Source organism: Pseudomonas sp. LBUM1678 (assembly GCF_059695575.1).
Genome location: NZ_CP166775.1, coordinates 2,135,511 through 2,157,600, shown reverse-complemented (window position 1 = coordinate 2,157,600; position 22,090 = coordinate 2,135,511). Strand labels below are relative to the sequence as shown.

Annotated in this window: 23 protein-coding genes; 7 read left to right on the top strand and 16 right to left on the bottom strand. The window is 54.6% G+C overall.

Annotation, left to right across the window (positions count from 1 at the left end; genetic code table 11):
* Positions 1 to 7: 7 nt before the first annotated feature.
* From ACA070_RS09755 to galE, 3 genes are all read right to left on the bottom strand, one after another.
* Positions 8 to 1,117, bottom strand: coding sequence for a polysaccharide biosynthesis/export family protein (locus tag ACA070_RS09755; RefSeq protein ID WP_497450941.1), 1,110 nt, complete (start codon positions 1,115 to 1,117; stop codon positions 8 to 10).
* Between the two features lie 86 nt (positions 1,118 to 1,203).
* A complete protein-coding gene (locus tag ACA070_RS09750) occupies positions 1,204 to 1,446 on the bottom strand; it encodes a hypothetical protein (RefSeq protein WP_497450940.1) in 243 nt (80 codons plus the stop codon).
* A gap of 142 nt (positions 1,447 to 1,588) precedes the next feature.
* A complete protein-coding gene (gene galE / locus ACA070_RS09745; protein WP_497450939.1) occupies positions 1,589 to 2,605 on the bottom strand; it encodes a UDP-glucose 4-epimerase GalE in 1,017 nt (338 codons plus the stop codon).
* Between the two features lie 302 nt (positions 2,606 to 2,907).
* Here galE and galU point away from each other — a divergent pair, with 302 nt between their 5' ends.
* Together galU and ACA070_RS09735 are read left to right on the top strand one after the other, a co-directional pair.
* A complete protein-coding gene (gene galU / locus ACA070_RS09740) occupies positions 2,908 to 3,741 on the top strand; it encodes a UTP--glucose-1-phosphate uridylyltransferase GalU (protein ID WP_090182155.1) in 834 nt (277 codons plus the stop codon).
* Positions 3,742 to 3,769: 28 nt separating this feature from the next.
* Entirely contained in the window at positions 3,770 to 4,165 is a 396-nt protein-coding gene (locus ACA070_RS09735; protein ID WP_497450938.1) for a mannose-1-phosphate guanylyltransferase, read from the top strand.
* 4 nt (positions 4,166 to 4,169) lie between these two features.
* Here ACA070_RS09735 and ACA070_RS09730 read toward each other — a convergent pair whose 3' ends face one another.
* The 8 genes from ACA070_RS09730 to ACA070_RS09695 all read right to left on the bottom strand — a co-directional run bounded on the left by ACA070_RS09730 (position 4,170) and on the right by ACA070_RS09695 (position 13,766).
* Entirely contained in the window at positions 4,170 to 5,321 is a 1,152-nt protein-coding gene (locus tag ACA070_RS09730; RefSeq protein ID WP_497450937.1) for an SGNH/GDSL hydrolase family protein, read from the bottom strand.
* Positions 5,322 to 5,368: 47 nt separating this feature from the next.
* Entirely contained in the window at positions 5,369 to 6,406 is a 1,038-nt protein-coding gene (locus ACA070_RS09725; protein WP_497450936.1) for an acyltransferase family protein, read from the bottom strand.
* A 12-nt stretch (positions 6,407 to 6,418) separates the two neighbouring features.
* On the bottom strand, positions 6,419 to 7,522 hold the full coding sequence (locus tag ACA070_RS09720) for a hypothetical protein (protein ID WP_497450935.1): 1,104 nt from the start codon (positions 7,520 to 7,522) through the stop codon (positions 6,419 to 6,421).
* Entirely contained in the window at positions 7,522 to 8,742 is a 1,221-nt protein-coding gene (locus tag ACA070_RS09715; RefSeq protein WP_497450934.1) for an MATE family efflux transporter, read from the bottom strand. The genes ACA070_RS09720 and ACA070_RS09715 overlap by 1 nt, the downstream gene beginning before the upstream one ends.
* A complete protein-coding gene (locus ACA070_RS09710) occupies positions 8,739 to 9,851 on the bottom strand; it encodes a polysaccharide pyruvyl transferase family protein (protein ID WP_497450933.1) in 1,113 nt (370 codons plus the stop codon). The genes ACA070_RS09715 and ACA070_RS09710 overlap by 4 nt, the downstream gene beginning before the upstream one ends.
* 14 nt (positions 9,852 to 9,865) lie before the next feature.
* Positions 9,866 to 10,948 (bottom strand): glycosyltransferase, encoded by a 1,083-nt coding sequence (locus ACA070_RS09705; protein ID WP_497450932.1) that lies wholly within the window; start codon positions 10,946 to 10,948, stop codon positions 9,866 to 9,868.
* A gap of 107 nt (positions 10,949 to 11,055) precedes the next feature.
* Positions 11,056 to 13,284: a polysaccharide biosynthesis tyrosine autokinase gene (locus ACA070_RS09700; RefSeq protein ID WP_497450931.1), complete on the bottom strand. Its 2,229-nt coding sequence runs from the start codon at positions 13,282 to 13,284 to the stop codon at positions 11,056 to 11,058.
* 41 nt (positions 13,285 to 13,325) lie between these two features.
* Entirely contained in the window at positions 13,326 to 13,766 is a 441-nt protein-coding gene (locus ACA070_RS09695; protein WP_497450930.1) for a low molecular weight protein-tyrosine-phosphatase, read from the bottom strand.
* Between the two features lie 317 nt (positions 13,767 to 14,083).
* Between ACA070_RS09695 and ACA070_RS09690 the strand changes: the two genes are divergently transcribed.
* Complete coding sequence (locus tag ACA070_RS09690; protein WP_497450929.1) at positions 14,084 to 15,040, top strand: glycosyl hydrolase family 5; 957 nt, start codon at positions 14,084 to 14,086, stop codon at positions 15,038 to 15,040.
* A gap of 14 nt (positions 15,041 to 15,054) precedes the next feature.
* On the opposite strand, the gene ACA070_RS09685 is transcribed toward ACA070_RS09690, so the two are convergent.
* On the bottom strand, positions 15,055 to 15,459 hold the full coding sequence (locus tag ACA070_RS09685; RefSeq protein WP_497450928.1) for a hypothetical protein: 405 nt from the start codon (positions 15,457 to 15,459) through the stop codon (positions 15,055 to 15,057).
* Between the two features lie 317 nt (positions 15,460 to 15,776).
* Between ACA070_RS09685 and tal the strand changes: the two genes are divergently transcribed.
* Positions 15,777 to 16,703, top strand: coding sequence for a transaldolase (gene tal, locus ACA070_RS09680; RefSeq protein ID WP_109629027.1), 927 nt, complete (start codon positions 15,777 to 15,779; stop codon positions 16,701 to 16,703).
* Between the two features lie 173 nt (positions 16,704 to 16,876).
* On the opposite strand, the gene rssC is transcribed toward tal, so the two are convergent.
* The gene (gene rssC / locus ACA070_RS09675) at positions 16,877 to 17,359 is read right to left on the bottom strand and encodes an anti-sigma factor antagonist RssC (RefSeq protein ID WP_007935262.1); all 483 of its coding nucleotides are present in this window, start codon (positions 17,357 to 17,359) and stop codon (positions 16,877 to 16,879) included.
* The gene (rssB, locus tag ACA070_RS09670; protein WP_010456296.1) at positions 17,359 to 18,540 is read right to left on the bottom strand and encodes a two-component system response regulator RssB; all 1,182 of its coding nucleotides are present in this window, start codon (positions 18,538 to 18,540) and stop codon (positions 17,359 to 17,361) included. The genes rssC and rssB overlap by 1 nt, the downstream gene beginning before the upstream one ends.
* A 276-nt stretch (positions 18,541 to 18,816) precedes the next feature.
* Between rssB and ACA070_RS09665 the strand changes: the two genes are divergently transcribed.
* On the top strand, positions 18,817 to 19,116 hold the full coding sequence (locus ACA070_RS09665; RefSeq protein ID WP_497450927.1) for a PilZ domain-containing protein: 300 nt from the start codon (positions 18,817 to 18,819) through the stop codon (positions 19,114 to 19,116).
* A gap of 61 nt (positions 19,117 to 19,177) precedes the next feature.
* Here the strand turns inward: ACA070_RS09665 and ACA070_RS09660 are convergent, their stop codons facing one another.
* Positions 19,178 to 19,867 carry an MlaA family lipoprotein gene (locus tag ACA070_RS09660; protein WP_497450926.1) on the bottom strand — a complete coding sequence of 230 codons (690 nt, stop codon included), beginning with the start codon at positions 19,865 to 19,867 and terminating at the stop codon, positions 19,178 to 19,180.
* A gap of 200 nt (positions 19,868 to 20,067) precedes the next feature.
* On the opposite strand from ACA070_RS09660, the gene pcrP reads away from it, so the two are divergent.
* Positions 20,068 to 20,688: an HAD superfamily inactivated hydrolase PcrP gene (gene pcrP / locus ACA070_RS09655; protein WP_497450925.1), complete on the top strand. Its 621-nt coding sequence runs from the start codon at positions 20,068 to 20,070 to the stop codon at positions 20,686 to 20,688.
* A gap of 125 nt (positions 20,689 to 20,813) precedes the next feature.
* The gene (locus tag ACA070_RS09650) at positions 20,814 to 21,077 is read left to right on the top strand and encodes a DUF4404 family protein (RefSeq protein WP_131059929.1); all 264 of its coding nucleotides are present in this window, start codon (positions 20,814 to 20,816) and stop codon (positions 21,075 to 21,077) included.
* Between the two features lie 171 nt (positions 21,078 to 21,248).
* On the opposite strand, the gene queF is transcribed toward ACA070_RS09650, so the two are convergent.
* Positions 21,249 to 22,079 (bottom strand): NADPH-dependent 7-cyano-7-deazaguanine reductase QueF, encoded by an 831-nt coding sequence (gene queF / locus ACA070_RS09645; protein WP_497450924.1) that lies wholly within the window; start codon positions 22,077 to 22,079, stop codon positions 21,249 to 21,251.
* Positions 22,080 to 22,090 lie beyond the last annotated feature (11 nt).

The following is a 22,090-nucleotide window of genomic DNA, read 5'->3' as shown; positions in this document are numbered from 1 at the left end:
CCAGACCTTATCTGCTGTTGGCTTCACTTAAGTTGTTTTGTGCCGCCGCGCCCATGCCGAGAATCGAGGCCGATGGCACCAATTGACTGATGAAGCGGTTCCAGCGGGTGACGTTGGCAGGACCGACGTAAACAATGTCCTGGGGACGAACATCGAAGTGAGTGGCGAGCGCCATGGCCGAAGGTGACTCGGCTTGCAGTTGATAGATTTTGGCGGGCTCCACATCGAGGTTTTCCACACCCCGGATGACGTACACGGCATTGCCGTTGGAGGTGGTCTGGTTCAGCCCCCCTACCGAACCAATGACATCAGAAAGATTCATGGTGCGAGTCTTGAACGTCAGCGCGCGTGGCTGATTGACCTCGCCCATCACGTAAATCTTCTTGTTGTCGTTGTACGGCAAATACAACTGATCGCCGCCTCTGAGGTAGACCTTCTGCAACTCGGCATTCTGTTGATTGAGCGCATCGAGGTTCAGTGGATAAACCCGCCCGTTTCGCGTCAACAGCAACCCGGACAAGTCAGCATTCAAAGGGTCGACACCCGCAGAACCCAAGGCTTCAACCACATTGAGCGGGTTGGTGGAAATCGCTTGCGGACCTGCTTTCAATACGGCGCCCGACACCACCACTTTCTGACTGGCAAAGCGCAACACGGCGACATCCACTTGCGGGTCCGAGATGAACGTCGACAACTTCTCGGCAATGTCGGATCGCAGTTGCTGGATGGTCTTTCCGGCCGCCTGGACTTCTTTGATGTAGGGGTAGTAAAGCGTGCCATCGGATCGCACAAGGCGACCGTTTGCATCGATCTGCTGTTGCGCACCTGAAGGTGCGGTCAGTTCGGGGTGATCCCATACCGTGATGTACAAGACATCATTGTTACCAATGCGGTATTCGTCCGGCGTGGTCAACAATTCCGGGGGCAGTGACTCACGTGTCTGATTGGCCCTGTCCATGGCGATGAGCTTGGGGGTAATCGGAATAAGCTCGACCCGACTGTTTTCGCTGGCGCCTTCGCGAGTGATATCGCTGGTGCTCATATGTTGACCCGGCGAAAACATACAACCTTGCAAAGCAATACTTGCCAGCATTAAAAAAGGAACACTACGAATCATAATGGCACTACGCTATTCAAGGGCAAACCCAAAACAAGATCGCCCAGTGTTAGCCGGGCAATCTTGTGTGACACCTGCGGTATTTTTCAGTTTGTGCCGGTGGTCCCGGTAGTGCCAGTCGTCCCGGTACTTCCGGTGGTTCCGCCATTGGAACTTCCACCACTGCTGGAAGCAGCCACTGCACCTGAAACCAGCGCAGTGCTGGCCAGTGCAGCTTGTGCCGCCGTTACATCACCCAGCACTTTTGTATCCAGCGAGAGCGGTACTTCTACAGCGAACGCCCCGCTGCTCATCACGGACAACACGGCAATTACCATCATCTTTTTCATATCAAACTCCTTCCTGCGTGTTCTTTATATCTACGGACTTGCAGGATGTGTTTCCAGTCAATTTTCCCGACCATAATTAACATCGCAGCCTGATATAACAGTTCAGCAGAAAAACCGGGCGCTGAAGGCACACCCTCAAGGCTTACTCGAGGTAGCCTTTGGGATGGTTCGATTGCCAACGCCAGGTGTCCGTCATCATCTCCTGCAAATTCCGCGAGGCCTTCCAGCCCAGCTCCTTCGCCGCTTTGGAGGGGTCGGCCCAACACTCGGCGACATCGCCCGAACGTCGCGGCATCACGCGATAAGGCACTGGCCGACCCGAAGCCTGTTCGAATGCCCGCAGTACCTCCAGAACGCTGTAACCGTCGCCCGTGCCCAGGTTCCAGATATTGATTCCGGTACGCGTCGAGATCGACTGCAACGCTTTGAGATGCCCGTCCGCCAGATCCACCACGTGGATGTAGTCGCGCACGCCGGTGCCATCGACGGTGGGGTAATCGTCACCAAATATCGACAGTTCCTGCAGACTGCCGACGGCAACCTGGCTGATGTAAGGCACCAGGTTATTGGGGATCCCGCTGGGGTCTTCCCCCATGTGCCCACTGGCGTGAGCCCCGATCGGGTTGAAGTAACGCAACAGCGCGATGCTCCAGCGCGGTTCTGCCGCACACAGGTCATGCAGCACGTTTTCGATGAACAGCTTGGATTGCCCGTAAGGATTGGTGGGCGTGCCTGTAGGAAAATCCTCACGAATCGGCATCTGCTCAGGCGCGCCGTACACCGTCGCCGACGAACTGAATACCAAGCGGAACACGCCGGCCGCGGACATCGCCTGGCACAGGGTAATGCTCCCGCACACGTTGGTTTCGTAATACTCAAGCGGCTTGCGCACGCTCTCGCCTACGGCTTTGAGCCCGGCAAAATGCAGGACAGCGTCGATGGAATGCGCCTGAAAAATCCGGTCCAGCAATGCTCGGTCGCACACATCCCCGTGAATCATTGACGCGGATTTACCGCAGATGGATTCAATGGCGTGCAAGGACGCGTCAGAGCTGTTGCTAAGGTTGTCCAGCACAACCACGTCGAAGCCCGCCTCAAGCAGCGCAAGTGTGGTGTGAGAACCGATATAACCGGTTCCACCCGTTACCAGAATCTTCATAGAGCGGTCCATAGTGGGGTATTGAAGTACTCAATGACGTGCAATGTTTAAATGCGCACATCAAGAAATGAAGCCAATGACTTATTAGCACTTCAGAACAACCGACACTATTGATAGATACCGACGAAAATTAACTAAATATTGTTAGGCCCGACAACTAATAACATTTACCCATTTGCGCACATGCTATTAATTGCCATCAAATCTTCTCTAAGGTATTAAAGTACAACCGCTGTAATACATCAAAACCCACAGTCACACTTTTTGTGTTGCTGTGGACAATGACTTTCCAGGATATATCTATGATTCGTAAATGCCTGTTCCCCGCCGCCGGTTATGGCACGCGTTTCTTGCCTGCGACAAAAGCCATGCCGAAGGAAATGCTGCCGATCGTCAACAAGCCATTAATCCAGTACGCCGTTGAAGAGGCACGGGACGCCGGTCTGCAACACATGGCAATTGTGACCGGTCGGGGCAAGCGTGCACTGGAAGACCATTTCGATATCAGCTATGAACTGGAACACCAGATTCGCGGCACCGAGAAGGAAAAGTTTCTGGCCGGCACGCGAGAGCTGATTGAAACCTGCACGTTTGCCTACACCCGCCAGGTCGAAATGAAAGGCCTTGGGCATGCGATTCTCAGCGGTCGTCCCTTGATCGGCGACGAACCTTTTGCCGTGGTGCTGGCGGATGACTTGTGCCTGAACCTGCAAGGTGACGGCGTACTGGCGCAGATGATCAAGCTCTACAAAAAATTCCGCTGCTCGATCGTGGCCATTCAAGAAGTCCCTCGTGATCAGACACACAAATACGGCGTGATCGCCGGCGAGTTGATTTCCGAAGGGATCTACCGGGTCAACAGCATGGTCGAAAAGCCGGCACCCGAGGACGCACCGTCCAACCTGGCAATCATTGGCCGCTACATTCTGACCCCCGACATCTTTGATCTGATCGCCGACACCCAACCGGGCAAGGGCGGCGAAATCCAGATCACCGACGCGCTGATGAAGCAGGCGCAAAATGGCTGCGTGCTGGCCTACAAGTTCGAAGGCCTGCGCTTTGATTGCGGCGGTGCAGAAGGCTATATCGACGCCACAAACTTTTGCTATGAGCAGCTGTATCTCAACGGTCTTTAACCCAACTCATTCGCCCAGGCAGGCCACTATGACCACTGCAAAACGCTCGGTAGACATCGAACAGAAAGCGAGCAACTTCGGGGTGATGGCCTGGCTGTCAAAAAGCCCGTCGTTATCCGCCTGGTTGGGCACAACTTTGTTGGTTGAGCGTATCGGGGTGTTCCCCTCTTCGGGCGATATCCATCGCCCGGTCAGGGACCCCTTTGCGCTCTTGGCCCATCTGAAAAGCCTGTATGTCCACCAGGCCCTGGATATCGATGAACGCGACGGGCTTAAAGTGATTTTCAACGATTGGCGATTCCGGGTTCGCGTCCGCTACAGCGACCCGGCAATCGTCATCAATGTTGAAACCCGATGTGATCCTGACTGGATGCCTGTGAAAACCGCAGAGCTGCTGAGCCATCTGGAACACTTTGAACGGTGAATGATTATTTCAAAGCGGAACCGCACTTACCCGGGCGCTCACCGACACCACCGACCATCAGGCGATACAAGTAATCCGCAATAAGCCGACCGCCCGAACCCGGGATGGGGTGTATTTTGTCCGGGCCGATCATGGGTGTCGGCCCGTCACTGGCGTAGTGTTTGAAGTCGGGACCGAACGTACACTGCAAACTCGCATACGTGATGTTTTCCGAGCGCGCCCAAGGTTCAAGCACTTGGGCGTACTCCGTCATCGGATAGGCACTGGAACGCGTTGTGTCTTGACGCAGGATCACGTTGATGCTCGCCGCCGGATGAACGTCGCGAATCATCCGCACCAGCCCTTTCATGTTCTCCAGATAGTCCTTGGGCTTGACGCCAAACCCCTGATCATTACCGCCTAACATGATCAGATACACGTCCGCCGGTATCTTTGAAACGACGTCCTTCCATTGGGTTTGCCATTGGCGATCGCTTTTATAAAAATCACCGGAGGCTGCGCCGGAAGCGGCGAGCTTGGAGACCCTGACGCCGCTCTGATTATTGGCCAGCCACAACCCGAACAATGTCGGTGCGCCTTTTACCACTTCGAGCCTTAACGCCCAGTCATCATTGGCGGGGGCGCTTAGTTGGACTTCCTGAACCCCTGAACCGGCCATCGTCAAAGAATGCCAGGTGTCTGAAGGTGTCCACCGATAGCGCATCTCACTGGTTTTGCCATTGCCCAGGTAGAGCAATTTGGCGTGGGCAATGGACGTATTGATGTCGGTCGTTTCGTTGGAATCGAGTTCAAGATAAGCACCCGTCTGCCCGGTAACGGTGCGGCTGTCCGGACTTGCCTGGCCCAGACTGGAAACATCCCATTCCCCACCGAAGTACTTCTTGTTGCTGCGGGTGTATCTGAAATTCGTACCACCGAGCGCGGCGCCGTGATTGAACCCGACATAGCCTGGCCCGGCGAAACCAAAATCTTTCGCCAGGTGCTGAGTGAGGGCATTGAGATAAAAATCCTGCCCGGCGCTGTAGCTGTCGCCAATCACCGAGATGGCCAGCACCTCCCCCGCTTTACCCTTGGCCATTGCGGCAAGCCGCTCACGTGAACTTCTTACTTCGATCACCGGAGCCGGAACGGGTCGCACATCTTCGACATAGTTCATTGGCTCATCCATCCATCTATCTATCAGCAAGCAGGCTGAATCGGCGCTCAGTACTGAGACACCTTAAACCCTGCCACTGGAGTCTTTTTGTTGCTTGCACGTTCACCCAAAAACAGAACAGAAGTAATGGTAAAACGGCTGAAAACATTCGACAGCATCACAGGGCCCAACAATCCGCACAGCACGCCACCAAACACCAGCACGCTTTCGTCCGTAACGCCTAAACGACCCAAGGCGAACCTCGAACTGGCGGCAAACAGCACGTGAAAGAGGAAGATGGCGTAAGAATATCCGCCGAGCCAGATCAGTGCTTTCGAGCGCATGTCGCTCGACAGTAGCGCGACGCAGGACATACAGCCAACAAGCAAGCCGACAAGGCTTCGGCGATCGACAATGAGTTCGCGATCCACAGCCGCAATGTATAGCAGCGCAACCGATATCAAGACGAACACGACTGGCCCGATCACTTTCAGCGATCGCTTTAAAGCACTGACATTTTCGTGGCAAATCATCCCCGTCACGAAAAACGGCAGCAAATAGACCGCGCCATTGATGCCAAACGCATCGACCGGAAAGACCGGCAGCAAGAACACCACAGCCGAAAACAAGAACAGCAGGTAAAGTCGCGTCGCCGTCTGCAACAGACCGCGCCACTGCAGAAACCCGACAAACATGAAGATGATAAAAACCGCCTGCAAAAACCAGAAATGGTTAACCGGCACGTAAAACGACAACAAGGCGTCGATCAAGCCGAGGTCCTTGTTCACACCCGGCCCGACAACCTGCAGCACTGAAAATGGAATACCGACAAAAAACAGAGGCACGATCAACCTTCTCACCTTGCCAGCGCAGTAAGCGGAAAAGTCATTGCCTCTGATTTTGTAAATCGAATAGATATAGCCCGATATAAAGGTGAACAGCGGCATCCTGACGTACACCATCGAATCCGCCAAAACCCGAAACGGTGATCCCAGGTCTATTTTCAGTCCACCGCCCAGCGGCCCTATCACGTGATAGAGCACCAGCAGCAGGCACGCCAGGCCTCTGAGCGTTTCTATTTCCAACGATTTTTTCTTGCTTTGCATAGACCACAAACCTCAGCGCAAGACGCTTGATTCAACCGGCTCAGGTTTTCTTGAGCGCAACTGCAACCCCAGCCCCAGAAACAGCACCGGGACCACCATGGAGAAATGTCGGGCAAACGAGCCGAAGTCAGGCTCGAACAAACCCTGCACCAATAAAAAGGACAGTGGGATCGCAATCAGTTCTTTGACTTTCGGCTCGATGATTGAGCCCTTGTAGTGACTCGACGTGATCATTTTGAACATCAACAAAGAGGTCATCATCATCAGGACGACGAAGATGATCTGGCCCAGGCCGGAGAGAAGTATCAGCTCCACCGGGAAAGACAGCCTGAAGAATATGCTCATCGAGTCCACGGCCTGTGAAACGAAATCACCGCCGCTAAACCACGACACGATCAATGACTTTGACCCCTCTTCACCCAGGGTGCGCTGTTCATTGTTACTCGCTCGAATGGACGAAACCGAATAGCCGACCAGCAACTGAATCGCCGTCGCGATCACCAGATAGAACATGAACAGCATCACGAAAAAACTGAAACGCGAGACATGCTTCTTCATCACGCACACGCCAACCCAGACCAGCGAGAACAATATCCAGTAGGGCCGAATCAGCACGCCGTAAAACAGCGCAGAAAGAAAAAAGCCCGCTCGGTATCGTTTCGAAAAGGAGAAAAACAGAATCGCGATCACCGCCACCGAGACAATGATTTCCTTGGTCAGGTTATCCAGAAAAAACGACCTAACTACACCCCATAGGCACAAGGTCAGAAATAACGTTATCGGTATTCTTTTGAAGATGAAGACCGGGATAGACGTCAGAAACAGGTTGCACAGCATCCCGTAGGCCCACGCATTGGTCAGGTTGATACCGGTGGGACGCAACAGGTAGGCCGAGCACTCGTAAGAAGACCGATCCGGTGAAAACGGATTCCAGAAATTGCAGTTGTCTGACCGAACGTATGACGACCACAAGGTCATTGCATCAGGACCAGGGTCGCGGTGCATCAGCAGCGGCATCGCAATAGACAGAAAAAGACCACATAGCAGAATCAGGAAGGAAATGGGCGAGTCGAGTTTTCTTCCGCGAAACTCTATGGACGGTAGAGAGATAGCCATTACAAGCGCCCCTTCGCCCGGGTGAACCTGGTCAGCAAAGCAATGACGGCCAACTGAACGGTAATCGAAAAGACGTTGCCCCACGCCGCGCCGTATATTGAATAGTGCTTGATGAGCACATAGCTGACAGGCAGTGAAATCACCAGGCAGATCGCCGCACTGGCTAAGGAAACCCGACTGTTTTTTGAGGCAATAAGACCACCCCATACGATGTCGCCGACGGCGCGCAGAGCAAAAGAGAAAATCAGTATCGCTAAAATCCGGTTATCCGGACGCGGGACTGCGGCGGCCACATAATCGAGCAGAATGTTAAAGAAAGCATAAATCAGCACAGCCACCGCGCAGGAAACAATAAGAGAACGCAGCACCCATTGATTCACGAACAACTGCCGGACCGTCAGCGCCTGCTGGTTATCTTTATAACGCTTGGCGAGCACCGGAATGCCCACCACGGCAACAACGGCGTAGGACAATGCTTGTAGCGTGTTTGCAGCAGACCAGGAGTACACGTACTTGCCGAGGCTGGCATACGGTTCCATGTCCAGAATAAGAAAACGTTCAGCGTACTGACTTAATGCGATCAGCCCGCCTCCCAGATAAAAGGGCAGCCCTGCTCTCCAGACAGAAACCGTGGTGACAGCACGGACTTCCCGCCCGTTATGAACGTTAACCACAATGAAGTAACCGGCCACGATCACCAGAAGGTTGGTCGCCACCCATAACCAGAGAACACTGGCGATGGTGGACACTACGCCCGCCATGAGTCCGCCAACGGCAAGGAGCGCCCAGAGGCCGGTCTTGATGAAGAACAGCAGCGCGCCCCAGTTGGCTTTTTGTGCGGAAAAGACAAACGAGTTTATTTCGAAGGAAAGATGCTCGGTGAGCAGCAAAAGCGTAACGCACGCGATCAACGCGGCACTCGCCTCAACATCACTGAACAGTGAGTAGAGGGCGACCGTAACCACCGATAACAACAAACCAACGGCCAGGTACAGAACCAATACCTTATCAACGACGAGCCTCGTACTGCCACCCACGCTGATCAGCCGATTGATTTCAGAGCTGAACCCAACACTGTAAAACTTCGAGGCGATCAAGGAGGCGGCCACCACCACGCCGTAGAAACCCAATGCGTCATAACCCAGGTAATGGGTGATGGCCAACACCAGCAAAAACTTCGCGCCTAATGCACCTCCCCGTAGCAACAACCGAAATATCATCGAACAATCCCTTTGATGATATTGTCCATCAACTCCGTTTTGGCTTCGATTTCCTTGCAGGTGTCCGTCAGTTTCTTACCGAATATGGACAACGCATTCGGGGCGTAAACGGTGTCGATGATGGTGTCGACATTGATATCTCCACCATTGATCACCCAGTCTTCCACGCCCATATCCTGATAGGCGCCAAAGCCTTTGCGTTCATAGCTGATATGGAACGCAGGCACGCCGGCGAGTAGAGACTCAATGGCTCCGTGCAGTCTTACGGAAATAACCAGGTCGGGCTGATACTTGGACAGGGTTGCCTTCAAGGGCAAGAGGTCTTCGGTAATGCCGAGTTCCCGATAGAACGCCCCGTCATCGTTGCCACGGACGGCGCTTTGGACAGCGCAGACCACTTTGCTCTTGGCCCTTAGTCGCTTCAGCAGAAGCTTCAAGTTGGCAACGTAGGCAACTTTTTTCTCTTTGCTCCATTCCGGAGGCTTGCGCAGAACCACGCAGACCACGGCCGGCGATGCCGCACAGCGGGTGAACTTGGGTTGCACCAATATCTTCTTCGCCAACGCCTGGACCGCCAGGTCTGGCGCTCGATACACATTGGCATTGGATTCGAAAATAGCCGACGACCTGTTGTCCCGGACAAATACCGCATCGGCACTCGCGTAGTGTTCTACGATCGCGCTGCTCTCACCGTGGAACGGGCCGATACTTTGCGGCAGGTAAACCGATGGCACCTTGCTCAAAATCGCCGTTTCGAGCTGTTTGGCATGACCCAGTTTCAACTTGATGTGTTCAAAGGCACTTTTTGAGCGCATGTACCCGCCGCCCACCCCGACGATCAGATCACTGGTGCTCAAGAGGTCGGCGAGCGGCGCGTAAGACTGTTTAAGGAACACAGCTTCCTTCACCCGGCCCAGTCCTTTCGCCGCCATGACCGGCGCGTCATACTTCTTGTACGGAAGATAACTAAATGACTTGGGGTCGGACGCAACGACGTTGATTGACGTGTCAGCACCAAAGTTACGCAGCACCAAGGCGATGGCCAAATCCACGAGAAGGCCATCACCCGAATTTGACGCACTGTAGCCATGCAAAATAGTTACGTTCATATCTTGATATCTACTTAATAAGTTTGAGCGGAATACACGTCATAGGTCTGCTGGATCATCAGCGTTGCGCTGAACCGTTCGCGCACCCGCTTGCGGCTTTCGGTGCCGAGTTCCAGCAACTTATGCTTCTTGATATTCACCAAAATATTGGTGAGCGCCTGATGATCGCCCGTCGAAAATATGTAGCCCGTGACGTCGTGCTTCACCAGTTCAGGCAACGATGTACAGTCACTGGCGATAACGGGCACGCCCATGGCCATTCCTTCGAGCGGGACCATGGCAAAACCTTCCCAGCGACTGGGGACAATCAGGGCGTCTGCCGTTTTATAGAGGGCATTCACTTCGGCCGGGGTCACCCAAGGCAGGTATTCCACCGCGTCAATGACGGGGCACTCCACCGACTCCTCATTCACGGCACTGCCGACAACCGTCAGTTTCAAGTCGGTGCGCTCGACTTCCGTGAACGCCTTGAGCAAAACATCAAAGCCCTTTTGGTAGTCCAGTCGACCCACAAACAAAAGCTGGATATCCGTACGTTGATTGGACAGGCTTTCATCGTTTTTATAATGAATGCCGTTGTAGATCAGTTTCATGCGGTGGCGATCGATACCAAACGAAGCCGCTTTGTCCAGTTCATACTGGCTGACACAGATAATGACATCCGTCACTTTTTGCAAAAGCCGCTCAATCAGCGAATACACTTTCTGTTTGGCCGGAGAGCTTTCCATCAAGAACGAAAACGCGTGCGGGCAGTAGATGATTTTCGGTGACCGCCAAGGGCGCATGACCAGGCACACACATCGGCCAATGACTCCGGAAAAGGTGCTGTGCAAGTGCACGACATCAGGTTTTTCCTTGAAGATCACTCGGATCAGTTGCCAGGCAAACCGCAGCAGGGAGACGACATCTCGCTTGTTCCGGGAGAAGGTCCTGATGTCTTTTTCATCAATGCCATGCAGTTCTTTCTTCTGGTCAAACGGGATCAAATAGACCAACTCATACTGCTGAACGTCGCCCTCAGGCGGTGTCGATATCGTCCGGATGACCGTCGCAACGCCACCTTTGATCGTTTCTGCCACGTGTAGTATTTTTTTCACAATCCACCCCATTCCCATGAACGTAATCGCAGGCAAAAAGAAGCCAGAGAGTGGTTAACGATCGTTAACCTCTCTCTCACCTGATTAGCTGGCAGATAGAACTCGCATCACGACTTGTCAGAGGCGTATTCATAGTTGTAATAGCCGTAGCTGCCATTACCGTAATAACTGGACGCTCGTTTCTCGACGCCGTTAAAAATCGCGCCTTTCAATTCGATACCGTTTTGCGCAAACCGACGAATAGTCAATTCGATCTCTTTGGCTGGATTGACACCGAAGCGCGTCACGATCAGATTAATCGCGGCTTCACGCCCAACGATTGCTGCATCGGTCACTGCAAGAAGAGGTGGCGTGTCGATGATCACCACGTCGTAGCGTTCGCTTAGTTCTGCGAGTAGCTCTCTGAAGTTGGCATGCATCAACAGCTCTGACGGGTTAGGTGGCACCTGCCCACGGCTGATGAAATGCAGGTTATCGACTTCGAGTTTATTGATCGCTTGCTCAATGCTGCAGCGCTTGGTCAACAGATCGGACAAACCGTTACTGATCGGGGTAGCCAACGTCTTGTGCAGATGACCTTTGCGCATGTCGGCATCGATCAATACGACCCGCTGCCCGCTTTGAGCAATGACCGCGGCCAGGTTAGAGGAGACAAACGTCTTGCCGACCTGGGGGCTCGGACCGGAAATCATGATCCGGTTGTTGGTCGCATCCAGCCCCGCAAAATGCAGGCAGGTTCGCAGGCTGCGTATCGATTCGATGGACAGGTCAGTGGGGTTACGCAGCGCTAATAGAAACGCCTGGTGGCTGGCACTATCGCCCAAGCGGACTTTCTTACTGTCCTCTTCCTGTTGCAGGGCGCTGTAAGGAATGGAGGCATAGACGGGCAGTCCAAGTTGTTCGATGGCTTCTGGCCCCTCGAGCCCTCTGTTCAGCGATTTACGCACTAACACCAGGGCAACACCGACAAACCCGCCCAGGAAAGTCGCAATCAATACGATAAGCGCTTTGCGGGGCTTGACCGGTGTCGTGATGTCGACATCCGCCGTATCAATCAACCGCGCATTGCCGACTGCCCCTGCCCTGACGATGTCCAGTTCCTGGGATTTGTTCAGCAGCTGGGTGTAGATCTGTGTCGCCACTTCCACATCACGGGTCAGGTTCAACAGTTCCTGTTGTGTCGCCGGAAGTCCCTGGACCTTCTTTTCCAACCCTTGTCGCTGTTTGTTCAGATCCCCCATCTGAGCCATCAAGGCACGGTACGCCGGGTGCTCTCTGGTGAACTTTCGATCCATGTCCGCTTGCTGGAGTTTCAGATCCGAGATGCGCGTATCCAGCACCACCATCTGTTCCAGGACAGATTTGGTTTCGAGCGAGATATTTACGGTGTTTCCGTGGGTTTGATAGCTGTTCAGCGCGTTACTGGCTTTGGCCAGATCGTCTTTGACTTGCGGGAGTTGTGCTTGCAGGAATTCCAGGCTCTGTGCGGCCTCGGCAGAGGTGCGTTGCACATTCTGCTGCACATACAGTCTTGAGATCTTGTTGAGAATCTTCACCGCCAGGGCGTAGTCGGTGCTGGCCAAGGCCAGACTTATAATGCCCGACTCTTTACCTTGCTCGGAGACCTCGAGGGCGTCCTGGTAGTTCTGAATGGTGACAATGCGTGGATTGCGCACGACTTCAAATTTTGTGCCTGGATTCGCGGTCATGCTCGCGACGAGTACCTCGACACCGTCCTGCGTGATGGCTTCGCCTGTGGCGCCGGCGGCCAACAAACCGCCATTGTCATCGTAAAGTTTGAATCGATTCTGCTCTTCGGCAACCAGCATCAATTTCTTGCCCAACAACTCATTTGGCAGATTGAGCTGTTCAATATCAAGGCGTTCGCCGCCCCATGCATAACTGTTCATGCCGAAACGCGGAGGTGAAACACTTTCGGTGGGGGTACTTTTATATCGCCGCGCAAGAAAGCCGCCGACAACCGGAAAGGTGTTGGGCGTTATCACGATATCAAGGCGCAGATCATCGACTGTTTTACCAATGACTGCTCGGGACTTGATAATGCCGATCTCAGTGGCTGCCGGTGATTGCCCACCAAGCATGCTGCTGATATCCGAGAAACCCAGCATATCGTTCTTTTTCGGCTCGACCTGCACCAGAGCGTTCGCCAGATACACTGGCGGCGACAAGATCGAATACGCGGCACCGGTCACCATGAACGCCCCGGTGATAGCACCGATTAACCATTTATGGTCAATCAATGTGCCTAATAAACCGAGCAGATCAATCTCGTCTCTCTCTTTATCCCGGGTGCTGATTACTGACGGTAACTGCATAAGGTCTATTCTTTTACCATTATTACTAATCTGAAAATCCATCAACGTCCGAGGCGCTGCGCCCATGAGCAAACGGCATCTTCAATCAATGCATGGGCATGGACAAAAGCAGCTTTTCCTTGACGATACGGGTCCTTTATTTCGCGCTCACTCTGCCACTTGCCCAGAAGAAACACTTTGCCCCTGGCGTGCGATGCAATCTTTAATACGCCCTGTACATGCTCTTTTTCCATGACCAGAATGAGGTCTGATTCATTAACAATGGCGGGAGTAATCTGCCGCGCTTTAAACGCGTGGGCTTCGTGGCCCTGTTCTTCAAGAACCAGAAGTGCGTCGGACTCCATAGACTCACCCACCCGCGCGTTCAATCCCGCGGATGTCACTGAGATACCTGAAGGTTGCAGCGCATGGCGAAGCAACAGTTCAGCGGTAGGACTTCGGCAAATATTGCCGACGCAGACCACAAGAATTTTTCTGAACAAGGCTACTCTTCCCGTGTAGTGTCGAATCGGCCAACGTATAGCGAGGATATGATTGAACCGATTAGTTCGTCCCGCATTCAGAGATGGATCCACCATGCAAATACAAGTGTATTAAATACCACGACACATAAAAAACGCCCAACCAGAAAACCGGACCTTAAATAACACTCGCGACCCGGAAGTTATTTATCCGACAAAAACTAACAATGAAGGGTCTGAAATAGAGGATTAATGATATCGCTGTATTAACTGGCTAATGCTATTTTGATCCAGGCCCATGCCATGGACGACATACTGACTCAACAGGAAATACCCATATGCGTTTTCGACTGATTGCCACTTCAACGCTGTTTATACTTGGCGCACTCAGCCCCGCATACGCCAGCCAGGCTTTTTCAGCCCTGGCGCAAGACAACAAGACCATAGGCGTTCAGGTGAAGATTCAAAATTTCTCAACCGCCGACGCCCAGCAGATCAAAGCCTCAGGATTCGGATTCGTGCGCTTTGGCGTCTGGACGAACAGCCTGGGCAACCCGGCGTATCAACACCAGATCAATGAAGCCTTCGCTGCAGCCAAATCCGCCGACCTGCCGGTATTGATGACCGTTCGCTCAACCAAGGCGCTAACCCACAAAACGCAAAGCAGGGGCAGTGATCTCGCCGCTGCGGGAGAGGCCTTCGCGAACTCGGTCATCGGCCTGGAAAACGCCTTCAGTACGCAGCTTGTTGCCATTGAAATCTGGAATGAACCGGACTTGCCAAAATACTGGCCGACCCAAGATTTTGAAGTAACGTTTGTGCCTTTCATGAGTGCAGTGTGCAACGCGTTACAACAGCGGAATCACTCAACACCACTGATCGGGTTTGGGTTCGCAAAGGCACCAACCAAAGACTCCAAGGCAACCGTTGCACTGACTGAAATCATTAAGGATTACCCACAATGCCTCAGTGCGGTCTCCTACCATCCCTATGGCATGTCGGGCACCGAAATCAGCAGTGCTCAAGCGTTTATCCTGGATAACTTCCATGTACCGGGGGTCATTACCGAATGGGGAGTACCATCGCTCAGTTCCATCGGAGGCACCGCCGGACAGGCATCACGCATTACAAGATTCATCTCGGATGTCAAAAAACTGAATATACCGCTGACATCCCTTTATGAATGGAAAAACAGCGACTCGGGCAGTAACGATCGCGAGAGAAGTTTCGGGTTAACGTCATCCGATGGAAAATCAAAACCTGCGCAAGCCGCCGTCAAAATGTTATTGAAGTAACGACCGCGCCCCCGTTAACAGGGGCTTTTATCAATCCACTGTGCATAACTCGCAGCGTCCATTGCCAGCGATTCCTCCACCAGCACCTCGAACAATACGGCTTGCGCTTCAAAGCGCAGGTCATGTCCGGACTTCTGTGAGTCGTTCATTTGATCCATCAATACGCGAGTGACTTGACTGGGCATGCTGCATTTCACCCGTTTCAGCCAGCCGGGAATTTTCTTTGCGGCTTTCACCCTGCCCATCTCCACCAGACCAGTCATATTGTCTGGGTGGTTACTCTTTGAAGCGGCCATCAGTTCTTCAAACACTTCGGTCAATTTCTTTAATACATAACCGAGAATAAAGTCATCGAAGGCCTCCACAATTGCAGACACCCGCTCCCCTTGTGAAGTCATTTCCCTATCCAATACCTGCATTTATCGGCGCCACATTACACGCCATCCGCACCGCACTATTTGACATCTTATAACGGCTGAACTTGACCATTTTTAACAGTCATAAGCACCCGGATCCAGGCATGGAGGCGCAGGCGCCGGAGTTGCCAGCGGCGTCAACGGTCAGTTGCTTTGAACCTGCACCGCATTTTGGCATCGTATTTACCGATACCCGCGCCCCGCCTTTCAAACATCCGTTTCCCGGTTGTTGCCACCGGGGCCACCGATACGTACATGCGCCCTTGAGTGGCTGTCAGCGCTCGGGTAATGTCATTAGACCCATAGGACAGAGCACGCCCATGACTTCCAAGCTGGAACAACTCAAACAAATGACCACCGTAGTTGCCGACACCGGCGACTTCGAAGCTATCGCTCGCGTAAAACCCGTCGACGCTACCACCAACCCTTCCCTGCTGCTGAAAGCGGCGGCCATTCCCGGTTATGCCGAGTTGCTGAACGCCTGCGTTCACGACTGCAAGGGCGATGTGGGCCTGGCCAGTGACCGATTTGGCGTAGCGGTAGGCCAAGAGATTCTGAAAGTTGTACCGGGCCGTATTTCCACTGAAGTGGATGCGCGCCTTTCGTTCGACACTGACGCCGTATTGAAGCGTGCGCACCGTCTGATCGAGCTGTACGACAAGGCCGGCATTGGCCGCGACCGTGTGCTGATCAAGATTGCCTCCACCTGGGAAGGCATCCGCGCCGCCGAGAAGCTTGAAAAGGAAGGCATTCAGACCAACCTGACGTTGTTGTTCTCGTTTGCTCAGGCTGCGGCGTGTGCTGACGCTGGCGTGTTCCTGATTTCGCCGTTCGTAGGCCGCATCTACGACTGGTACAAGAAAGCCAACGGCAACGACTACACCGGCGCGGATGATCCGGGCGTGCAGTCGGTGACGCGCATCTACAACTACTACAAGGCCAATGACTACAAGACTGTGGTCATGGGCGCGAGCTTCCGTAACCTGAATCAGATCGAGCAGTTGGCTGGGTGTGATCGCCTGACCATCAGCCCGGACCTGCTGGAGAAGCTGGCGGCGGACACTGGCAAGCTGGAGCGCAAGTTGGCCCCGGGCCATGCGGGTGAGGCGCGTTTGAGCCTGAATGAAGCGCAGTTCCGCTGGTTGTCCAACGAGGATGCGATGGCGACCGAGAAACTGGCTGAGGGGATTCGTCAGTTCGCCCGCGACCAGGAAAAACTCGAAGCACTGCTGCAAGCCAAGCTCTGATTCAGTAAGAGCAAACGCAAAAAGGGCGAACCTTCACAGGTTCGCCCTTTTTTATGCTTTGAATTTGAGTTTTTGTTTTGACGCATCGCGAGCAGGCTCGCTCCCACAGGACTCAATGTGGGAGCGAGCCTGCTCGCGATGGGGCCCGCCTGTTCCACATCCATTTCAGGGAATCAGTGACGCTCCAGCGCATTCACCAAATCATGGAAAGCTTCACGATTGGAGTCGTTCAGGCCCATGAGGATTTTATGTGCCTCGAGCACTTTGATCCGCACGACTTCTTCGGACTGATCCTGGTCTGGCAGGTCGGTCAGGCATTCAGGGCATGGGATCGGGCGGTCAACGATGTTGAACACTTGCTCGAAGCCCATGGACTGCAGCAGACGGGTGATGTCTTCGTGGGTGGTGACGACGGTCGGCAGCAGGCCGACCTTCTGCCGCGACAGGATCGACAGTTTGGCCAGAAGGCCAAGGGTGGTGCTGTCGATGCTGCGGGTTTCGGTCAGGTCGATCACGATCGCGTTGAAGTTCAACGCGGTGAAGATCCGCTCAATAGTCGCATCCAACGCCGAACACAGGGTCAGGCGAACTTCACCGACGAACTTCAGGACGAAGGTGCCATCCTGCTCGGCGAACTGGATTCTACCGGTACTCATTAAAGATTCCTGCTCAACACCAACAGGGCGATATCATCCGGCATCTCCCCTAGCGTGGCCAATCCAAAAACCTGCCGCAGACCATCCAGGCTGCCGCCCGCTGCCTTGACCCGTTGGGGCAAAGCCGCTTCTTTTTCTTTGAGTGTAGGCTCTGGCAAAAGGTCCAGGATGCCATCGGACATCAGCGTCAGGCTGAACGTCGGCGGCAGCTCCAGCACGTGGTCTTCATAGGTGGCTTCATTAAAGAGGCCCACCGGCAGACCGCGCCCTTCCAGATAACGAACACTGTCTGGCGTGTACAACACAGGCAACGGCAAATGACCACCGATGCTATAGGTCAACAAACCTGTCTCCTCGTCGATGACTCCACCGACCATTGTGACGTGTTTACCCAGCTTACAACTGATCAGGCCTCGGTTGATATGACCAAGGACCTCTGAAGGCTTGAATTCTGGCAATGTGCCGCTGCGCTTGGATTCAAATAGCAAGCGCGTGGTCATGAACTTCAGCAGCACGGTAACGAAGGCTGAAGAGGCGCCATGACCGGAAACGTCCGCCAGGTAGAAAGCTACCCGACGCTCGTCGACCCGAAAGTAGTCAACGAAATCACCCGACAGATACAGCGACGGGATGATCTGGTGGGCAAACTGGAACTCGTCGATGGTCCAGGGGCTGACCGGCAGCATGTTCATCTGCACCTGGCGACCGGCGTTCTGGTCTTCCTGGAGCAGGTTCAGGCTGGCGGCGAGCTCTCGGTTGGCCTTCTCCAGCTTCTCGCGGTAGCGCTGGTTTTCCAGCAGCAGGCGCGCGCGATCCAGGGCCCGACGCACAGAGTGCTCGAGCACAGCCAGATCTTCGAGAGGCTTGATCAGGTAGTCCGCCGCGCCAAGGCGCAGGGCCTCGACCGCGTCGTTCATCACGCCGGCACCCGAAACCACAATCACCGGGGTTTGCGGCGACAGCTCGGTGACCTGGCGAATGAGTTCGAGTCCGCCCATCTGCGGCATGCGCAGATCGCAGATGACCAAGTCGGGCTTGTCTTGCTCGAATACCTGAAGACCCTGCTGGCCATTGCTGGCCTGCAGGACACTGAAACCACTGTCTTCCAAGTAGGCCGCGAGGCTCGCACGCACTACTTCGTCATCATCGATTATCAGCAGCGTGGCACTGGTTTTTGGCATGTGGGCAAACGGCGCCAGAATTAGGTTGGCGTAGCAGGCAGGGGTTTTGTCCCGGCTCACACTACTGGATTCGCTTTCTAGCCTCTCTACTGCACCGTTTTCGAGCGTTTGCCCTACACACAGGTACACCAGAGGTGCCCTTCTAAGGCGCAGACGGTACTCCCATCCGCGGGGCGTTTCAAGCTCATGCCGATGGTCGCCTGACGTCTTTACTTGTCAAATCACCGGGAGTTATAAGAACAGGCAAAACCGTAACCCAATGGAAGGATGAAGCCCATGAGCCAAACCGATCGGGACTACAGCGAAAAGCGCGATTTCATCCGCATGCGGGTCGATGCCGATGTGTCGCTGATTCACGAAGGCGATGAGGTGCCAGCCGTCTGCATCGACCTTTCCAGCAGTGGTATGCAGGTTGAAGCACCCCGCCTGTTCAAGGTCGGTGACCGGGTCAGCGTGCGCATCGATTCCGATCACGCAGCGCTCAAAGGGCTTGAGGCCGACACCGAAGTGGTCTGGGTGAAAGAACAGGACGGTGGCAGTCAGAAACTCGGGCTTACAATCTTGAAGATGAAATAAGCCCGGATCCAAACGAAAGAAGGCGGCCGATTGGCCGCCTTCTTCATTTGACCGGTCGAGATCAAAAATCGTCTTCGACCTGGCCGTCTTTGACTTTGAACTCGCGGTTCTGCAAGTACGCATTGCGGATGAAGGTGTACTTGTCGCCGCTGATCAACTTCTCGCTCGACAGCAAGCTGGCGCGGGTGTCGACGATATTCAGGCCGAAGACCGAGTTACGCACGGGCACGTCGTTGATGTAGCGGTACGGGCCGGTGTAGCCGTCGACGTACTTGGCAGGTGCATCGCGCAACGTGCTTGGACCCAACAGCGGCAGCATCACGTATGGGCCGCTGCCTACGCCCCAGTAACCGAGCGTCTGGCCGAAGTCTTCGTCGCTACGATTCAGGCCCATTTTGGTGCCGACGTCGAAGAAGCCCAGCAGGCCGAAGGTGGTGTTGAAGATCAGTCGCGCCGTGTCTACGCCCGCGGCAGCAGGTTTGACCTGCAAGACGTTGTTGGCAAGGTTGGTGACATCACCGACGTTGCGGAACATGTTGTGAATGCCGTCTTCCAGGAACTGCGGCGTCACGAACTCATAGCCTTGAGCGATTGGCTTAAGTGCATAAGTGTCAACGAAGTCGTTGAACTGGAAGATAGGACGGTTGACGCTTTCCCAAGGGTCGTCTTCCGTTGCAGCCTGGGCTGCGAACGGAACCAGCAACACGCTGGCACACACACAAAGCTGAGCTAGACGATTGCTCCAGCGCATAGAAAACTCCTTGGATTGTACTGGCGAGGGCGCTTGGCCCAGGCGATAAGCTGGCTAGTATAAGACGGAAAAGCCGATTTGGGGCAGCCTCGCACTCGATGGCCTTTGGATGATTCGTCCTGATTGAGAGCGCTTCACCTCAGTGTCACTCAACTGTCACCGGCGGCGCATAGCCTTGTCACTATTTCAGGGACGTTTATATGCCGCACGCCGAAGCCTTGCCCCTCGCTGCACCCAGCCTGACCGCCGTACTGTTCGGGCTCAGTGGTTGCCTGGTGGATTTCGGCGCCCGGATGCGCCAGCTCGATACTCACACGCCCGAGCATGCCGAGGTCACGCCCGGCGCGCTGGACAGTCTGAACAGCTTGCAGCGCCAGCAGATTCCTTGCGCCTGGCTCGACGAGTTGCCCCCGGCCGTCAGCCATTCCCTGGCCGGCGCGCTGCCTGCATGGATCAAACCCTCGCAACACCCCGCAACAATCAATCCATGGCCGGCCCCGAACGCTTGCTGGCAAGCCTTGATGGCATTGAATGTCGAACAACTCGATGGTTGCGTACTGGTCAGCGGCGAACCGCGATTGCTGCAATCGGGCCTGAATGCCGGGCTATGGACAATCGGCTTGGCGTCTTGCGGCTCGCTCTGCGGGTTGGCGCCCAGCGAATGGCAGGCCTTGAGCCAAAAGGAACGCGAACACCTGCGCGGCAAAGCGACCGTGCAGTTGTTCAGTCTGGGGGTGCATTCGGTGATCGATCATCTAGGCGAACTGGATACCTGCCTGGCCGACATCAGCCTGCGTCGGCTCAAGGGCGAAAAGCCCTGATCGCCGCCTCACACCTATGAAGGCATGCAGGTTCAGCTGGAGTGGATTAATCTAAAGGCAAGCCATAGACCTTTGGCGCGCTGCTGCGGTCTATGCCAGTGCCTATCGATAAAAGGAAGAACGCCATGCCTGCCCGCGAACTGCAACAACAGCTCAATACTCTGCGCGAGCAATTGGAACAGAATCCACCGCTGACCGAAGCCGAGCGCGAAGACCTGCACGCGCTGATGGCACAGATCGAACTGGAGCTTGAACTTGAAACCAAAACCCAGGACACCAACCTCGCCGACAATGTGAACCTGGCCGTCGAGCGCTTCGAAATTGAACATCCTACCCTCGCCGGCACCTTGCGCAACATCGTGCAAGCCTTGGGCAACATGGGGATCTGAGCCCGCCAGATGCAAAAAAGCCCTGCTATCGCTAGCGGGGCTTTTTCATATCCGGGATGTGCAATGCAATCCCTGTGGGAGTGAGCCTGCTCGCGATGGCTGAGTGTCAGGCGACATCTATGTTGGATGAGCCATCGCCATCGCGAGCAGGCTCGCTCCCACATTAGATCTTTATTGACGGACCAAGCGGTCGTTCGGCAGTTGAACGGTTTCAGTGCTGCGATACGGGTTGATGTCCAACCCACCGCGTCGCACATACCGTGCATAAACCGTCAACTTCTCCGGCTTCAGCAACCGCTGCAAGTCGAGGAAAATCCGCTCCACGCACTGTTCATGGAAGTCCGAGTGCTGACGGAAGCTCACGATGTATTCCAGCAAACTCGCGTGATCCAGCGCCGCGCCACGGTATTCCACCGCCACGCTGCCCCAGTCCGGCTGGCTGGTGACCGGGCAGTTGGACTTGAGCAAATGGCTGTGCACGCTCTCTTCAACAATGCGCGAATCATCGCAACGCAGCAGCTCCGGACGCGGGTGCTCGTAGTTGCTGACGCTGATCTCCAGGTCATCGATGCACACACCCGGCAACGCCACGACGCCTTCGGCTTCAACATCCTTGAGGCTGCGGATCCGCACGCCAACCGGCTTGCCGGCAGCGGTCGACAGGTCTTTCACCAGCGTCGATTCAAGGGTCGCGGTATCGGCAAAGGGCGTCTGATTTAACGAATTCAGATACAGCTTGAACGACTTCGACTCGATGATGTTCGGCGAATCCGCCGGGATGCTGAATTCGCCAATCGCCACCACCGGCTTACCCGACGGCAACAGCCACGACAGCTCGAAGCAGTTCCAGAAGTCCACACCCTTATAAGGCAGGGTTTGCGCCGTCAGGCCCAACTCGGCCCATTTCGCTGTGCGCGGGATCGGGAACAGCAACGACGGCGTATAGGTGGCGATGTATTCGCTGGATTTGCCCAGCGGCGAGTGTTCGGCTGCGGGATGCATGGCGGAAACCT

Bases quoted from the DNA above. Each gene is read 5' to 3' on its own strand.
- ACA070_RS09755 (WP_497450941.1), bottom strand. From the start codon at position 1,117: ATGATTCGTAGTGTTCCTTTTTTAATGCTGGCAAGTATTGCTTTGCAA.
- ACA070_RS09750 (WP_497450940.1), bottom strand. From the start codon at position 1,446: ATGAAAAAGATGATGGTAATTGCCGTGTTGTCCGTGATGAGCAGCGGG.
- galE (WP_497450939.1), bottom strand. From the start codon at position 2,605: ATGAAGATTCTGGTAACGGGTGGAACCGGTTATATCGGTTCTCACACC.
- galU (WP_090182155.1), top strand. From the start codon at position 2,908: ATGATTCGTAAATGCCTGTTCCCCGCCGCCGGTTATGGCACGCGTTTC.
- ACA070_RS09735 (WP_497450938.1), top strand. From the start codon at position 3,770: ATGACCACTGCAAAACGCTCGGTAGACATCGAACAGAAAGCGAGCAAC.
- ACA070_RS09730 (WP_497450937.1), bottom strand. From the start codon at position 5,321: ATGAACTATGTCGAAGATGTGCGACCCGTTCCGGCTCCGGTGATCGAA.
- ACA070_RS09725 (WP_497450936.1), bottom strand. From the start codon at position 6,406: ATGCAAAGCAAGAAAAAATCGTTGGAAATAGAAACGCTCAGAGGCCTG.
- ACA070_RS09720 (WP_497450935.1), bottom strand. From the start codon at position 7,522: ATGGCTATCTCTCTACCGTCCATAGAGTTTCGCGGAAGAAAACTCGAC.
- ACA070_RS09715 (WP_497450934.1), bottom strand. From the start codon at position 8,742: ATGATATTTCGGTTGTTGCTACGGGGAGGTGCATTAGGCGCGAAGTTT.
- ACA070_RS09710 (WP_497450933.1), bottom strand. From the start codon at position 9,851: ATGAACGTAACTATTTTGCATGGCTACAGTGCGTCAAATTCGGGTGAT.
- ACA070_RS09700 (WP_497450931.1), bottom strand. From the start codon at position 13,284: ATGCAGTTACCGTCAGTAATCAGCACCCGGGATAAAGAGAGAGACGAG.
- ACA070_RS09690 (WP_497450929.1), top strand. From the start codon at position 14,084: ATGCGTTTTCGACTGATTGCCACTTCAACGCTGTTTATACTTGGCGCA.
- ACA070_RS09685 (WP_497450928.1), bottom strand. From the start codon at position 15,459: ATGCAGGTATTGGATAGGGAAATGACTTCACAAGGGGAGCGGGTGTCT.
- tal (WP_109629027.1), top strand. From the start codon at position 15,777: ATGACTTCCAAGCTGGAACAACTCAAACAAATGACCACCGTAGTTGCC.
- rssC (WP_007935262.1), bottom strand. From the start codon at position 17,359: ATGAGTACCGGTAGAATCCAGTTCGCCGAGCAGGATGGCACCTTCGTC.
- rssB (WP_010456296.1), bottom strand. From the start codon at position 18,540: ATGCCAAAAACCAGTGCCACGCTGCTGATAATCGATGATGACGAAGTA.
- ACA070_RS09665 (WP_497450927.1), top strand. From the start codon at position 18,817: ATGAGCCAAACCGATCGGGACTACAGCGAAAAGCGCGATTTCATCCGC.
- ACA070_RS09660 (WP_497450926.1), bottom strand. From the start codon at position 19,867: ATGCGCTGGAGCAATCGTCTAGCTCAGCTTTGTGTGTGTGCCAGCGTG.
- pcrP (WP_497450925.1), top strand. From the start codon at position 20,068: ATGCCGCACGCCGAAGCCTTGCCCCTCGCTGCACCCAGCCTGACCGCC.
- ACA070_RS09650 (WP_131059929.1), top strand. From the start codon at position 20,814: ATGCCTGCCCGCGAACTGCAACAACAGCTCAATACTCTGCGCGAGCAA.
- queF (WP_497450924.1), bottom strand. From the start codon at position 22,079: ATGCATCCCGCAGCCGAACACTCGCCGCTGGGCAAATCCAGCGAATAC.